This window comes from Bordetella sp. FB-8, from assembly GCF_000382185.1.
GTDB lineage: Bacteria > Pseudomonadota > Gammaproteobacteria > Burkholderiales > Burkholderiaceae_B > Bordetella.
The window spans coordinates 993,825-1,007,640 of the sequence record NZ_KB907784.1 but is presented as its reverse complement, the minus strand read 5'-3'; the positions used below and the strand labels follow the sequence as shown (position 1 = coordinate 1,007,640).

13 protein-coding genes are annotated in these 13,816 nt (G+C 63.9%); 12 read left to right on the top strand and 1 reads right to left on the bottom strand.

The genetic code is table 11. From position 1 onward, the window contains the following. Window positions 1-2: 2 nt before the first annotated feature. The 12 genes from H143_RS0104765 (at window position 3) to H143_RS21340 (ending at window position 13,196) form a co-directional block, all read left to right on the top strand. On the top strand, window positions 3-2,993 hold the full coding sequence (locus H143_RS0104765) for an FAD-binding and (Fe-S)-binding domain-containing protein (protein ID WP_019937089.1): 2,991 nt from the start codon (window positions 3-5) through the stop codon (window positions 2,991-2,993). After that, on the top strand, window positions 2,990-4,279 hold the full coding sequence (locus tag H143_RS0104760; RefSeq protein ID WP_019937088.1) for an aspartate aminotransferase family protein: 1,290 nt from the start codon (window positions 2,990-2,992) through the stop codon (window positions 4,277-4,279). The genes H143_RS0104765 and H143_RS0104760 overlap by 4 nt, the downstream gene beginning before the upstream one ends. 616 nt (window positions 4,280-4,895) lie before the next feature. Then, a complete protein-coding gene (locus H143_RS0104755; RefSeq protein ID WP_019937087.1) occupies window positions 4,896-6,185 on the top strand; it encodes a transporter substrate-binding protein in 1,290 nt (429 codons plus the stop codon). Between the two features lie 96 nt (window positions 6,186-6,281). Next, complete coding sequence (gene urtB / locus H143_RS0104750; RefSeq protein WP_019937086.1) at window positions 6,282-7,205, top strand: urea ABC transporter permease subunit UrtB; 924 nt, start codon at window positions 6,282-6,284, stop codon at window positions 7,203-7,205. Window positions 7,206-7,221: 16 nt separating this feature from the next. Beyond that, the gene (urtC, locus tag H143_RS0104745) at window positions 7,222-8,343 is read left to right on the top strand and encodes an urea ABC transporter permease subunit UrtC (RefSeq protein WP_019937085.1); all 1,122 of its coding nucleotides are present in this window, start codon (window positions 7,222-7,224) and stop codon (window positions 8,341-8,343) included. Window positions 8,344-8,375: 32 nt separating this feature from the next. After that, window positions 8,376-9,122 carry an urea ABC transporter ATP-binding protein UrtD gene (gene urtD, locus H143_RS0104740; RefSeq protein WP_019937084.1) on the top strand — a complete coding sequence of 249 codons (747 nt, stop codon included), beginning with the start codon at window positions 8,376-8,378 and terminating at the stop codon, window positions 9,120-9,122. 23 nt (window positions 9,123-9,145) lie between these two features. Next, window positions 9,146-9,835, top strand: coding sequence for an urea ABC transporter ATP-binding subunit UrtE (gene urtE, locus H143_RS0104735; RefSeq protein WP_019937083.1), 690 nt, complete (start codon window positions 9,146-9,148; stop codon window positions 9,833-9,835). A gap of 74 nt (window positions 9,836-9,909) precedes the next feature. Further along, window positions 9,910-11,136 (top strand): formamidase, encoded by a 1,227-nt coding sequence (fmdA, locus tag H143_RS0104730; protein ID WP_019937082.1) that lies wholly within the window; start codon window positions 9,910-9,912, stop codon window positions 11,134-11,136. A gap of 60 nt (window positions 11,137-11,196) precedes the next feature. Beyond that, the gene (locus H143_RS0104725) at window positions 11,197-11,535 is read left to right on the top strand and encodes an FmdB family zinc ribbon protein (protein ID WP_019937081.1); all 339 of its coding nucleotides are present in this window, start codon (window positions 11,197-11,199) and stop codon (window positions 11,533-11,535) included. A 30-nt stretch (window positions 11,536-11,565) separates the two neighbouring features. Continuing rightward, complete coding sequence (locus H143_RS0104720) at window positions 11,566-12,606, top strand: aliphatic amidase (RefSeq protein ID WP_019937080.1); 1,041 nt, start codon at window positions 11,566-11,568, stop codon at window positions 12,604-12,606. A 46-nt stretch (window positions 12,607-12,652) separates the two neighbouring features. Next, window positions 12,653-12,796, top strand: coding sequence for an AAA family ATPase (locus H143_RS22850; protein ID WP_231378456.1), 144 nt, complete (start codon window positions 12,653-12,655; stop codon window positions 12,794-12,796). Beyond that, the gene (locus H143_RS21340) at window positions 12,750-13,196 is read left to right on the top strand and encodes a CbbQ/NirQ/NorQ C-terminal domain-containing protein (RefSeq protein ID WP_019937079.1); all 447 of its coding nucleotides are present in this window, start codon (window positions 12,750-12,752) and stop codon (window positions 13,194-13,196) included. Before H143_RS22850 ends, H143_RS21340 begins: the two co-directional genes overlap by 47 nt. A 141-nt stretch (window positions 13,197-13,337) precedes the next feature. On the opposite strand, the gene H143_RS22365 is transcribed toward H143_RS21340, so the two are convergent. Beyond that, window positions 13,338-13,760, bottom strand: a complete 423-nt coding sequence (locus tag H143_RS22365; RefSeq protein ID WP_196801284.1) for a hypothetical protein — start codon at window positions 13,758-13,760, stop codon at window positions 13,338-13,340. Window positions 13,761-13,816: the final 56 nt, after the last annotated feature.

Here is a 13,816-nt window from a genome sequence, read left to right as displayed (position 1 = left end):
CAATGTCCACGGTCTTGAATCAGGGCGGCGTCAAGGGCGACCTCAACCTGCTCTTGCAGCTGCGCAGCCGTCTGCAATCCCGGACCACGGCGGAGCTGCGTTTCGACGCCGCCAGCCGCGCGCTCTACGCCTCGGAGGCCTCCAACTATCGGCAGCTGCCACTGGGTGTGGTGATCCCGCGCAGCATGCGGGATCTGGAAGCTGCCGTGCGTGCCTGCGGCGAACTGGGCATTGCTGTGCTGCCGCGCGGCGCGGGCACGTCCATGTGCGGGCAGGCGGTCAACGAGGCCGTCTGCATCGATCACTCCAAGTATCTGAACGCCATCGAACACATCGACGCACTGCGCGGCGTGGCCCGCGTGCAGCCCGGGGTGATTTGCGACCAGCTCAAGAAGGCCGCCGCCGATCATGGCCTGACCTTCGGTCCCGACCCCGCCACGCATAGCCGCTGCACGCTGGGCGGCATGATAGGCAACAACTCCTGCGGTGCGCACTCGGTCATGGCAGGCAAGACGGTCGAGAACATCGAGCGCTTGCAAGTGCTGACCATTACGGGCGAGAGCTTCTGGGTCGGCCCGACAGACCCGGACGGGTATGCCGAGCACTTGGCCGCCGGCGGCGAGCGGGCGCGTATCGTGCGTGGCCTCAAGGAACTAGTCACGCGCTACGCCGAGGACATCCGGCAAGGTTTTCCAAAACTCAAGCGCCGCGTGTCGGGCTACAACCTGGATCAGCTGCTGCCCGAGAACGGCTTTAACATCGCCCGCGCGCTGGTCGGCTCCGAAGGCACCTGCGCCACGGTGCTGCGCGCCGAGACCACCTTGGTAGAAGGTCGGGCGCAGCGGGTACTGGTGGTGTTGGGCTTTGACACGATCTTCGATGCCGCCGACAGCGTGCCGGACCTGCTGCCCCTGGGGGCCATCGCCATGGAAGGCCTGGACCATGGCATCGTCGGCGGCCTGAAGGAACTGGGCCTCAAGCTCGATGACATCGCCGAGCTGCCCGAAGGCAAGGCGTGGCTGCTGGTCGAGTTCGGCGCGAACGACCGCGCCCAGGCACTGGCCCAGGCGCAGGCCGCCATGGCTGTGGCGCGCGGCCTGGACAGCCGGCCGCGCGCGCGGCTGGTGGACGAGGCCTCGTTGATCAATCGCCTGTGGACCCTACGCGAAACCGGGGCCTCGGCCACCTCCCTCTCGCGCGTGAATGGCCAGCCCGACCCTACCGTCGGCTGGGAGGATGCCGCGGTGGAGCCCGCCCTGCTGGGCAAGTATCTGCGCGAGTTCTCCGCGCTGGTCCAACGCTACGGCTACAAGACCAATATGTACGGCCACTTCGGCGATGGCTGCATCCATTCCCGCATCACCTTCGATCTGCGCTCCAGGCGCGGCGTGCAGGACTGGCGCGCTTTTCTCGCCGAGGCCGCCGCCCTGGTCGTCAAGTACCAGGGCTCGCTTTCGGGCGAGCACGGCGACGGCCAGGCCAAGGGCGAATTCCTACACCTCATGTTCTCGCCGCGGCTGATGCAGGCTTTCCGGGAATTCAAAGGCCTGTGGGATCCGGCCGGATTGATGAATCCCGGCAAACTCATCGATGCCATGCCGGCGCACGCCAATCTGCGCATGGGGCCGGACTATCGCCCGCCGCAGGTCCGCAGCCTGTTCACCTATCCCATGGGTGAGGAACCCGGCACCGGCTATGCCCGGGAAACCGAGCGTTGCATCGGCATGGGCAAGTGCCGCGCGCTCGACGGCGGCACCATGTGCCCGAGCTTCAAGGCCACGCGCGAGGAAAGCTACTCTACGCGCGGCCGGGCGCGTCTGTTCTTCGAACTGCTCAACGGCGGCCTGATCGCGCAGGACGCGGATGCCCGCGCGGTCAAGGACTCCATGGACTTGTGCCTGTCGTGCAAGGGGTGCAAGAACGACTGCCCCACGCATGTGGACATACCCAAGTACCGCAGCGAATTCCTCCATCGTTATTACGAGAACCGGCTGCGCGCGCCCATGGACGCGATGGTCGGCCGGCTGGGTCAGTGGCTGCCTGCCGCCACGCGCCTCAGCGGCCTGGTCAATGGCGTGCTGGGAAACGCACTGCTGCGGCGCGCGGGCAAGGTATTCGGCCTGGCCGCCGACGTGGCCTTTCCCAGGATTGCGGGCAAGGCCTTTCGCCGCATGCTGGCAGCGCGGACTCTGCAAGCCGATCGCCAGGCCTATGGCGCCAAGGACGTTATCGTCTGGACTGACACTTTCAACAACGGGTTCACGCCGCACGTGCTGCAGGCCGCCGTGACGGTCGTGCAGGCCGCCGGCTACCGGCCGCGCCTGACCGAGCGGCACGTGTGCTGCGGCCGCCCATTCTACGATTCCGGCCTGCTGGACCAGGCGCGCGGAAATCTGCTGGAGATACTGGATCTGCTGGCCGAGCCCCTGGCCGCCGGTGTGCCCGTGCTGGTACTCGAACCCAGCTGCCTGTCGGTCTTTCGCGACGAGATGGCCGCATTGCTGGCGCACGATCCGCGCGCGGCGCGCCTGGCCAGCCTGACCCGCACCATGGCCGAGTTTGCCAGCGAGGCGGGCCTGCGCCTGCCCGAAGCGGCCCAGGCCCACGTGCACGCGCATTGCCACCATCGCGCCTGCGGCGGAGCGCAGGCCGAGAAAAAACTCGGCGCCAAGGTACTCGATACCGGCTGCTGCGGCATGGCGGGCGCCTTCGGCTATCACACCAAGACTGCCGCCGTGGCGCGCCGCGTCGGCGAACTCGAACTGCTGCCCAAGCTGGCGCAAGTGCCCGAGCAGGCCGAATTGGTGGCCGACGGTTTCAGCTGCCGCAGCCAGATAAGCAAGCTGAGCGGCCGCCGCGCCCGGCACCTGGCCGAAGTCCTGGCCGAGCACGCCGCCCACGCGCCGCAATCGACTTCGCGCTTTCCCCCGGACCTTCATCATGCCGCGGCCGATAGGTCGCGCATCACTACCGACGAGGTAATACTGCAATGAACCGCACCAACCAGGCCTATATCGCATCCCGCGTCCAGAACGTGCCGCAAGGCCTCGTCACCGCGCACCCCATCTTTGCCGACAAGGCGCAAGGCTCGCTGCTCTGGGATGTCGAGGGGCGTCGCTATATCGACTTCGTAGGCGGTATCGGCGTACAGAACATCGGCCACAACCACCCGAAGGTCGTGGCGGCCGTGCACAAGCAGCTCGAGCGCGTCTCGCATGCGGCCTTCCAGGTCGCCGGCTACGACGTCTATGTCGATCTGGCTGCCAAGCTCAACAGGCTGGTCGGCGGCGACGAGCCCTACAAGACCCTGCTTGTGACTACCGGCGCCGAGGCGGTCGAGAACGCCATCAAAATTGCGCGGGCCTATCGCAATGTGCCCGGCATCATTTCCTTTCGCGGCGGCTTTCACGGCCGCACGCTGCTGGGCGCGACGCTGACCGGTTTCAGTGCGCCGTATCGGCAGAATTTCGGGCCTTTTGCAGGCGAGGTTTATCACACGCCTTATCCCGATCCGTATCACGGCATCTCCAGCGATGACGCGATCCGTGAGCTGAACAACCTGTTCGCGACACAGATTCTGCCCGAGCGCGTAGCCGCCGTCATTCTCGAACCGGTGCAGGGCGACGGCGGTTTTCTGCCGGCCGGCAAGGCGTTCCTGCAGGCCCTGCGCGCGCTGACCGAGAAGCACGGCATCTTGCTCATTCTCGACGAAATCCAGGCCGGATTCGGGCGCACCGGCCAGATGTTCGGCTTCCAGCATGCCGACATCCAGCCCGACCTGGTGACCGTTGCCAAGAGCTTGGCGGGGGGCCTGCCCTTGTCGGGCGTGGTCGGGCGTGCCCAGATCATGGACGCCCCCACGCCGGGCGGCCTGGGCGGCACCTATGCCGGCAACCCGCTGGCCTGCGCCGCCGCGTTGGCGGTACTCGATGTTTTCGAGCAGGAGCGGCTGCTGGAGAAGAGCCGCGCGCTGGGCCAGACCCTGCGCGCGGGTCTGGATAAATTGGCGGCCGAGTTCAAGGAGATAGGCACGGTCCGCGGCATGGGGGCCATGCTGGGCCTGGAGTTCGTGCGTGACGGCGATCCCTTCCAGCCGGATGCTGATTTCACCCAGGCGGTGATCGACCAGTGCCGCGAAGGCGGGCTGCTGGTGATCAAGTGCGGCGTGTACCGCAATACCCTGCGCCTGCTTGCGCCGCTCAATACACCGCTGGATCTGGCCCAGGAAGCGCTGACCATCTTGCACGGCGCGATCGAACGCGCGCGCGCCAAGCGCTGAGCCGTAATCGGTCCACGATCGCGCGGCGTGCATCGCCGCGCCGGTAGGTATGCACGCGCAGGCCCGAGATGGAGCCACAGCCGGTCAGCCTACGGTTACTTTTTTCCTTCCGGGGCGGTCCTGTGTCGCGCCCCCTTGCGGCGGGCCGTCTTTGACGGGTCAATTTTTGACCTATTGACATGCCCGCGGCATAAGGCTCGGCATAAACCTCGGTTCGGAAGAGGAAGGGACCGCTACTTTCGCCAGGAGCGGCGCCGCCGCGCGCCGGCCCTTCTGCACTATCGGATTCGATGCAGCACAGCGTCGGCGACAGCAGGCCGCCCGTGCCCGGCTCGAAAGGGTTCGCAAGCACTAAGGCGCTGATCTCGTCCAGGCGACGCTCCAGCACAACGGTTGGCACTTCGTGCCGGCGCAGGACCGGACCGACGGCCTGTTCCTTGTTGTTCAGAACATAAGACACCGATGCGATCGACGTCTGCGCCAATTGGGCGAGCGTATGTCAAACAACGTATTTGCGCATGCGCGGGCCCAACACATACTGCGTTCCATGTCGCCGCTTCGGCACATGACCTGTGGAGTTTCAAAGGCCAACGTTTATCAGCCGGGAGAATTTGTTATGTCCAGGAAGAAACTGCCGAAAGGCGTCGCAGTTCAAGATGCGGTGGGCGCGCGCCACCTGAATTCCCCTGTGCGCCGCACGCTTGTGGCGGCGCTTGCCAGCCTTCCTCTGCTTTGCGTCGGCGGGATGGCCCACGCGCAAACTCCGCCGACCGCGAAGGTCAATACCACCCAGCTCGCGGTGACCGATTCTGAGGTGACCGTCGGCATCCTGCATTCGTCGACAGGCACCATGGCTATTTCAGAGACGGGATCGATCGAGGCGGAAAAGCTGGCCATCGACCAGATCAACGCGATGGGCGGCGTGCTGGGCCGAAAGATCAAGTTCATCCAGGAAGACGGCGCGTCCGACTGGCCGACATTCGCCGAGAAAGCCAAGAAACTGCTCGAGGAAAATCACGTCGCCGCGATCTTCGGCTGCTGGACGTCGGCCTCGCGCAAGGCCGTGCTGCCGGTGCTCGAGCGCGACAACGGCCTGCTGTACTACCCGACCTTCTATGAAGGCCTGGAACAATCGAAGAATGTCGTCTACACCGGCCAGGAGGCCACCCAGCAAGTCTTCGCCGGACTCAAGTGGTTTGCCGACAAGAAAAAGGCCAAGACCTACTACCTGATCGGCTCGGACTACATCTGGCCGCGCACCGTCATGAAGCTGGCGCGCGAATACATTACCCGCGTTCTGCATGGTCAGGTCGTCGGGGAGGAATATGCGGCGCTGGGCAGCACCGATTTCGGCTCCACGATCAACAAGATCCGTCTCAAGAAGCCCGACGTGATCTACGCCGCGGTCGTCGGCGGCTCCAATGTCTCCTGGTTCAAGCAGCTCAAGGCCGCGGGCATCAACGGGCAGAACCATAATCTGCTGACCGTGTCGGTGACCGAAGACGAGGCAAAGGGCATCGGCGGCGAAAACCTCGTGGGGTTCTATTCCGCGATGAAGTACTTCGAATCGCTGGATACGCCGCGCAACAAGGAATTCGTCAAGCAGTTCAAGGCGGTGGCCGGAGCGGATGCCCCCATCGGCGACGTCACCCAGGCGGCCTACGAAGGGCCGTGGCTGTGGAAGGCCGCGGTCGAGATGGCGGGAAGCTTCGACACGGACAAGGTGGTGGCGGCCGAGCAAAGCGGCAAGATCAGCTACGACGCACCCGAAGGCATGATCTATCTCGAGCCCAACCATCACCTGAAGACCCGTCTGCGCATCGGCAAATGGCGCAGCGACGGCCAGGCGGACATCGTCTACACGTCCGACTACATCATGCCCGATCCGTTCCCCAAGGGCTATTGATCGGATTGCGTTGACCCGGCTGCGACCGCAAGGCCGCCGCGGGTCTTGGGTCTTGCGCAGCAATCGCGCAGGTTCAATCTGCATTGGAGCGTTTTCATGGGTGGCTATTCGCTTTCCGATTTGTGGTCGATCCTTGTCATGCAGGGGTTTTCCGGGTTGAGCCTGTTCAGCGTCCTTCTTCTCATGGCCCTGGGGCTGGCGATCATTTTCGGTCAGATGGGGGTGATCAACATGGCGCATGGCGAGTTCATGACCATCGGCGCCTACACGATCTATGTCCTCTCCAAGGTCGCCACAGCCTATTTCCCCGCGCTCGTCCCGTACTACTTCATCTTCGCGATCGCGGCCTCGTTCTTCGTCGCCTTCGGGGTCGGCTATGTCGTCGAGTTCCTGCTGATACGGCATTTGTATCGGCGACCGCTGGACACGCTGCTCGCAACCTGGGGCTTGAGTCTGATCATGCAGCAGGCATTCCGGTCGGTCTTCGGTGCGCGCGAAGTGAGCGCCACGTTGCCGAGCTGGCTGATGGGGGCCTGGAAGGCCACGGATACCATCGACATTCCCCTGAACGGCTTGTTCGTCCTGCTGATTTCAGCTCTGGTGACGGGCGCGGTGATGCTGTTTCTGTATCGATCCAACTGGGGGTTGCATGTTCGCGCCACCACGCAGAACCGGATCATGGCCGGCTCGGTCGGGATCAATACGAAGAAAGTCGACAGGATCACCTTTGCCGTGGGATGCGGGATTGCCGGAATCGCCGGCGCGACCTTCACGACCATCGCATCGACAGGCCCGACCAGCGGTTCGCTCTACATCGTCGACACGTTCCTGGTGGTCGTCTTCGGCGGCGCGGCCAGCCTGCTGGGCACCGTGGCCTCGGCGTTTTCCATTGCGCAGGTGCAGTCGGTACTCACGTTCTTCATGACCAACGCCATGGGGAAAGTAACCACCTTGCTCGCCATCATCGTCATTCTGATGCTCCGTCCCGAAGGCCTGTTCGCGGCCAGAGTCCGGAAATAAGCCGAAGGGGAAAACCATGCAAACCTTCTATAGCAAATTTCTCGGCGGGAAGTCGGGAGCCATCGAACTGCTCATTCTTTGCGCACTGATTTTCCTGCTCCTTCCGGCGTCCCTGGATATTTTCAGGCTGAATCTGGTCGGCAAATACCTGACTTACGCCTTTGCCGCGGTAAGCCTGGTGATGGTGTGGGGTTACGGCGGGGTGCTCAGCCTGGGGCAAGGGGTGTTCTTCGGCCTGGGGGGCTACTGCATGGCGATGTTCCTGAAGCTGGAGGCGTCCGATCCGGTGAGCACGGTCCATCAGACCACGCCCGGCATCCCCGACTTCATGGACTGGAACCAGGTGACGCATCTTCCGTTCTTCTGGGTGCCGTTCCATAGCCTGACCTTCGCACTGGTCGCCGTCTTCGTGGTGCCTGCGGCGTTCGCCTACCTCATCGGCGTGACGATGTTCAAACGCCGCGTGGGCGGCGTGTATTTCTCGATCATTACCCAGGCGATCGCCGCGATCCTGACCATTCTGGTGGTCGGGCAGCAGGGCTGGACAGGCGGCATCAACGGCATCACGGACCTCAAGACGATGCACGGCTGGAACATCAACACCAATTCGGCCAAGTACATCCTGTACTACGTGAACGGCGCGCTTCTGATCGCGACCATCATGCTCTGCCGCTACGTGCTGTCGTCCAAGCTGGGGCGCCTGCTGCTGGCCATGCGCGACAGGGAGGACCGCGTGCGCTTCTCGGGCTACGACGTGGCGAACTTCAAGATATTCGTCTTCTGCCTGGGCGCGGCGATCTCGGCGATCGGCGGGGCGATGTTCACCCTGCAGGTAGGCTTCATGTCGCCTTCGTTCATCGGCATCGTGCCTTCGATCGAGATGGTGATCTTCGCGGCCATCGGCGGGCGCATGTCGCTGGTGGGCGCCGTGTACGGCACGCTTCTCGTCAACTACGGCAAGACGGCGTTTTCCGAAAGCTTCCCTTCCCTCTGGCTGCTGCTGATGGGCGCGCTGTTCATCGGCGTGGTGATGTTCTTCCCCAATGGCCTGGCCGGGCTTTACAGCACCTACATCAAGGATCGGATCGGCAGGCTTGGCGCAATGGCGGGCCGCAAGCCGGCGAACCAGCAGGTTTAGCCGCACATCCGCAAAGAAGGACACCGAGCCCCATGACCTTATCCTACGAAATCGCCCTCGCCATCGAGAACTTGACCGTATCTTTCGACGGATTCAAGGCGGTGGACGACCTGAACTTCTATGTGCAAAAGAACGAGTTGCGCGCGGTGATCGGACCCAACGGCGCGGGCAAGACCACCGTGCTCGATCTGATATGCGGCAAGACCAAGGCCACGGCCGGGACCATCAAATTCAACGGGGTGGAACTGACCTCCCTGTCCGAGCACAGGATCGTGCAGGCCGGAGTGGGGCGCAAATTCCAGAACCCGTCCATCTACGAGAACCTTTCGGTGATGGAGAACCTGGAGATCTCCTACCCGCGCGGCCGCGGCGTGATGGGGTCGCTGCTGTTCGAGCGCACCGCCGAGGTGGTCGATCGCATCCACGAAGTGCTCGACACTATTTTTCTATCCGACCATCTGCATACGCAGGCTGGTCTGCTCAGTCACGGCCAGAAGCAATGGTTGGAGATCGGGATGCTGATCATCCAGGATCCCGAGCTGCTGATGCTCGACGAGCCCGTGGCGGGCATGAGCGTGTCCGAGCGCGAGAAGACCGCCGACTTGCTCAAGCGCATATCGCAGGGGCGTTCGGTGATCGTGATCGAGCACGACATGGAGTTCGTCAAGCGCATCGCGCATAAGGTCACGGTGCTGCACCAGGGCAAGATGCTGGCCGAGGGCGATATGGATTCCGTGCAGAACAATCCGAAAGTGATCGAAGTCTACCTGGGCCATTGAAGGAGCCGGTGATGTCAGCATCCATGTTCAGTGTCAAGGGTCTTTCGTCCGGATACGGGCAGAGCAAGGTCATACATGATCTGAGCTTCGACATCGATAAGCAGGAGATCGTCGCCATCATGGGGCGCAACGGCATGGGAAAGTCCACGCTGTTCCGCACGCTGATGGGCATCCTGCCCGCCTTCGGGGGCGATGTATCGGTGGACGGGGCCACGCTTGGCAGGCTGGAACCTTACCAGCGCGTCGCGCAGGGCATTGCCTATGTGCCGCAGGGGCGCATGATTTTTTCGCACATGACGGTGCTGGAGAACATTCAGACCGGCCTTGCGCCCGGCGCCAGAGGGGTGGTTCCCGACGAGCTTTATGCGCTGTTTCCGGTGCTGTTCGACATGCGCGGGCGCAAGGGCGGAAATCTCTCGGGCGGCCAGCAGCAGCAGCTCGCGATCGCGCGCGCGCTGGCGACCAACCCCAAGGTGCTTTTGCTCGACGAGCCGACCGAAGGCATTCAGCCCTCGATCATCAAGGACATCGCCAAAAGCCTCAAGGAAATCCGCGACATGCGCAAGCTCACCATCGTGGTTTCGGAGCAGGTTCTCAGTTTCACGCTCGATATCGCCGACCGTTTCTTTGTCATCGACAAAGGCCGTTTCGTCTACGAGGACATCCGAGCCAACGTGGACGAGCCGACCATCAGCCGGTACCTGTCGATTTAATCGCGCCGGCCGTCCTGCGGGTCGCACGCAGGCGGCAGACGGCTTGTTTTCAACGATCCAACAAGGAGTTCATGATGGCCGATACCCTCATCAAAGTCGATCTCGCCCAGTCGCCCTACGAGAACGAACTAGTCCACAACCGCTGGCACCCGGACATTCCCATGGCCACCTGGGTCAAGCCCGGCGACGACTTCATCCTCGAGACCTACGACTGGACCGGGGGCTACATCAAGAACAACGACAGCGCGGATGATGTGCGCGACATTGATCTGAGCACGGTGCACTTTCTGTCGGGCCCGGTCGGTGTCGAAGGCGCCCAGCCCGGCGACCTGCTCGTGGTGGATCTGCTCGACATCGGCGCCAAGCCCGACAGCCTGTGGGGCTTCAACGGCTTTTTCAGCAAGAAGAACGGCGGCGGCTTTCTCACCGATCACTTCCCCAAAGCGCAGAAGTCCATCTGGGACTTTCACGGCATGTTCACCAGTTCGCGCCATATTCCCGGCGTCAATTTCGCCGGCCTGATCCACCCTGGCCTGATCGGCTGCCTGCCGGACCAGGCCATGCTCGATACGTGGAACACGCGCGAGGTGGACTTCATCGCCACGCAGCCCGAGCGGGTGCCGCCGCTTGCCAATCCCCCGTTTGCCAAGACGGCGCACATGGGCAAGCTCACGGGCGAGGCGCGCGACAAGGCCGCAGCCGAAGGTGCGCGCACCGTGCCGCCGCGCGAGCATGGCGGCAACTGCGACATCAAGGACCTGTCGCGCGGATCGAAAGTCTTCTTCCCGGTCTATGTGGACGGGGCCGGCCTGTCGGTGGGCGATCTGCACTTTAGCCAGGGGGACGGCGAAATCACGTTCTGCGGCGCCATCGAAATGGCGGGTTGGGTGCACATGCGCGTCAGCCTCATCAAGGGCGGCATGGCCAAATACGGCATCAAGAACCCGATCTTCAAACCCAGCCCCGTCACCCCGAACTACAAGGACTACCTGATCTTCGAGGGCATCTCGGTGGACGAGCAGGGGCAGCAGCACTATCTGGACGTGCACGTGGCCTACCGCCAGGCCTGCCTGAACGCCATCGAATACCTCAAGAAATTCGGCTACTCGGGCGCGCAGGCCTATTCCATTCTCGGCACGGCGCCGGTGCAGGGGCACATCAGCGGTGTGGTGGACATTCCCAACGCATGCGCCACCTTGTGGCTTCCCACTGAGATTTTCGAGTTCGATATCAATCCGACGGCGGCCGGGCCGATCAAGCGCATCACCGGCGGGGTCGACCTGCCGCTGTCCGAAGATTGACCCTCATGGTGCGAGGCCCGTGCGCGGCGCGGTCTTCGCCGATCCCGACAGGAGGCCGTCATGCCGACCTATGAATACCAGTGCGACACCTGCGGAATTTTCGACATGCTGCGCCGGGTGGACCAGCGCGATGCCCGTTGCAGCTGTCCGATGTGCCACAAGCAGGCGCGCCGAGTCATCGCATCGGCGCCTGCCTTGTCGGCGATGTCCGGCGGTTCACGCGCGGCGCATGCCGCCAACGAGCGCGCGGCGCACGCGCCGATGAGCAGCGGCGAGTACCGCGCCTACAAGCACCCGCCCGGTTGCGGGTGCTGCGGCAGCAGCGCCAAGGCCACGGCGCGCGCAGCCGATGGCTCCAAGGGTTTTCCCACTAAACGGCCGTGGATGATCAGCCATTGAGCTGCGCCCATGCCATAACGAGGACACATCATGCTTCACGGCGATATTTCGAGCAGCAGGGACACGGTCGGCGTGGCCGTGGTGAACTATAAAATGCCGCGCCTGCACACCCGCGCCCAAGTGCTGGACAACGCGCGCAAGATTGCCTCGATGGTCGAAGGCATGAAGGTCGGCTTGCCGGGGATGGATCTGGTGATCTTTCCCGAATACAGCACCCACGGCATCATGTACGACGCCCAGGAGATGTACGACACCGCATCCACCGTGCCCGGCGCGGAGACCGAAATCTTCGCCCAGGCCTGCCGCAAGGCCAAAGTATGGGGCGTTTTCTCGCTTACTGGCGAGCAGCATGAGGAGCATCCGCACAAGGCGCCCTACAACACGCTGATCCTGATGAACGACCAAGGCGAGATCGTGCAGAAGTACCGCAAGATCATGCCTTGGGTTCCGATCGAAGGCTGGTATCCGGGCAATTGCACCTATGTGTCCGAGGGTCCCAAGGGCCTGAAGATCAGTCTGATCATCTGCGACGACGGCAACTATCCGGAGATCTGGCGCGACTGTGCGATGAAGGGCGCGGAGCTCATCGTGCGCTGCCAGGGCTATATGTACCCGGCCAAGGACCAGCAGGTGCTCATGGCCAAGGCCATGGCATGGGCCAACAACGTCTACGTCGCGGTGGCGAATGCCGCCGGATTCGACGGCGTGTACTCCTACTTCGGCCATTCGGCCCTTGTCGGATTCGACGGCCGCACTCTGGGAGAGTGCGGCGAGGAGGAATACGGCATTCAGTACGCGGCGCTCAGCACCAGCCTGATCCGCGACGCCCGCAAGAACGGCCAGTCCGAGAACCACCTGTTCAAGCTGCTGCATCGCGGCTACACGGGCAAGATCAATTCGCAGGAAGGCGACAAGGGCGTGGCCGCCTGCCCGTACGACTTCTATGCCAAGTGGGTCAATGATCCCGACGGCACGCAGAAGATGGTGGAGCAACTGACCCGCCCGATGGTCGGCACCGAAGAATGCCCGGTCCCCGGCATTCCGAATCCGGAATCGGTCGGGCACAAATGATCCGTGCCCGAGGTGTCCGCCCGGGCCTGACGGGGGGCGGGAACTGATGTCCGATCCTCTGGCCTCGTGGCGGATCGTCGCCGAACCGTACTATGCGCCGGTCGGCCGCTGGCTGCTCGATGCCGACGGTACGCGCTGGCAGGATGGTCCGCTCACTTTCGCCGCGCGTCCTGCCCATCGAGGCGCGTAACGAGCAGGTCAGGGCCCATCCGGATTTTCTCCTGCTGGCCTCGTTCAATCCGGGCTACCAGGGCCTGGGCAAGGGGCTGAAGCCATCGACGCGCCAGCGCTTTTGCGCGAAGGACTTCGCCTATCCCGAGGCGGAAATCGAAACGGCCATCGTGGCGCGCGAATCGGGCGTCGATGCGCAAACTGCGCGCCGCCTGGTTGCGCTGGGCCGCAAGACCCGCACCCTGCAGGACGCAGGTCTGGAGGAGGGCGCGTCCGCCCGCATGCTGGTGCATGCGGGCGGGCTGGTGACGCAGGGCATGTCTGCCGGCCAGGCCTGCCGCATGGCAGTGGTGTCCGCGCTCACGGACGACCCCGACCTTTGCGCCGCCCTCTCGGCCGCGGTGGACGCCGCGTTCTGAACGCAGATGACCGTCGTTGCCGCGATCCGAGGGCATTTGCCTGTCTATGTGCGCATGCTCTGGGGAAGCTCGCCGGTTCTGCGCCGACTGCCCGAAGACTTTCATCCGCAGCGCGCGCGGATCGACACGGACGACGGGTATCTACCGACCCTGCTCTCGTGCGCAGACGCAATGCGTCTGGATCTCGCCACGCTCGCGCACGCCGCCGCGCACCGCCGGTTCGGGCGTGCGCCCATGCCGCGCAGCGGCCTGCGGCAGACCCAGCAGATACGGGTATGCCTGCTGGAAGACGCACGGGTCGAATGGCTTGCCCTCGCGCTGGCCGATGGCGTGCTGCGCCCGGGCGGACGCTGCGCGGTGTTCGCCTTTGCCTCTGACACGCGCGCGGGTGCAGATGCAATGCCTGCGGGACTTCGGCGATCCCGTCGATGCCGCGATGGCGTGGGCGCGCCTATGCCGCCTGGTCCCGGGGCTCTCCTCGCGGCTGGGTGCGGCGGTGCGCGCAGCGACCGATCTGGTCGCCCAGGAGCCACAGGGTGCAAGGCGCCGCATCGTGCTGCTCACGGACGGACAGGCCCACGACGTCGACAGCCACGATCCCCGCTATCTTCAGGAGGACT

Bases quoted from the DNA above. Each gene is read 5' to 3' on its own strand.
- H143_RS0104720 (WP_019937080.1), top strand. From the start codon at position 11,566: ATGCTTCACGGCGATATTTCGAGCAGCAGGGACACGGTCGGCGTGGCC.
- H143_RS0104755 (WP_019937087.1), top strand. From the start codon at position 4,896: ATGTCCAGGAAGAAACTGCCGAAAGGCGTCGCAGTTCAAGATGCGGTG.
- fmdA (WP_019937082.1), top strand. From the start codon at position 9,910: ATGGCCGATACCCTCATCAAAGTCGATCTCGCCCAGTCGCCCTACGAG.
- urtB (WP_019937086.1), top strand. From the start codon at position 6,282: ATGGGTGGCTATTCGCTTTCCGATTTGTGGTCGATCCTTGTCATGCAG.
- H143_RS0104760 (WP_019937088.1), top strand. From the start codon at position 2,990: ATGAACCGCACCAACCAGGCCTATATCGCATCCCGCGTCCAGAACGTG.
- H143_RS22850 (WP_231378456.1), top strand. From the start codon at position 12,653: ATGTCCGATCCTCTGGCCTCGTGGCGGATCGTCGCCGAACCGTACTAT.
- H143_RS21340 (WP_019937079.1), top strand. From the start codon at position 12,750: ATGGTCCGCTCACTTTCGCCGCGCGTCCTGCCCATCGAGGCGCGTAAC.
- urtE (WP_019937083.1), top strand. From the start codon at position 9,146: ATGTTCAGTGTCAAGGGTCTTTCGTCCGGATACGGGCAGAGCAAGGTC.
- H143_RS0104765 (WP_019937089.1), top strand. From the start codon at position 3: ATGTCCACGGTCTTGAATCAGGGCGGCGTCAAGGGCGACCTCAACCTG.
- urtD (WP_019937084.1), top strand. From the start codon at position 8,376: ATGACCTTATCCTACGAAATCGCCCTCGCCATCGAGAACTTGACCGTA.
- H143_RS0104725 (WP_019937081.1), top strand. From the start codon at position 11,197: ATGCCGACCTATGAATACCAGTGCGACACCTGCGGAATTTTCGACATG.
- urtC (WP_019937085.1), top strand. From the start codon at position 7,222: ATGCAAACCTTCTATAGCAAATTTCTCGGCGGGAAGTCGGGAGCCATC.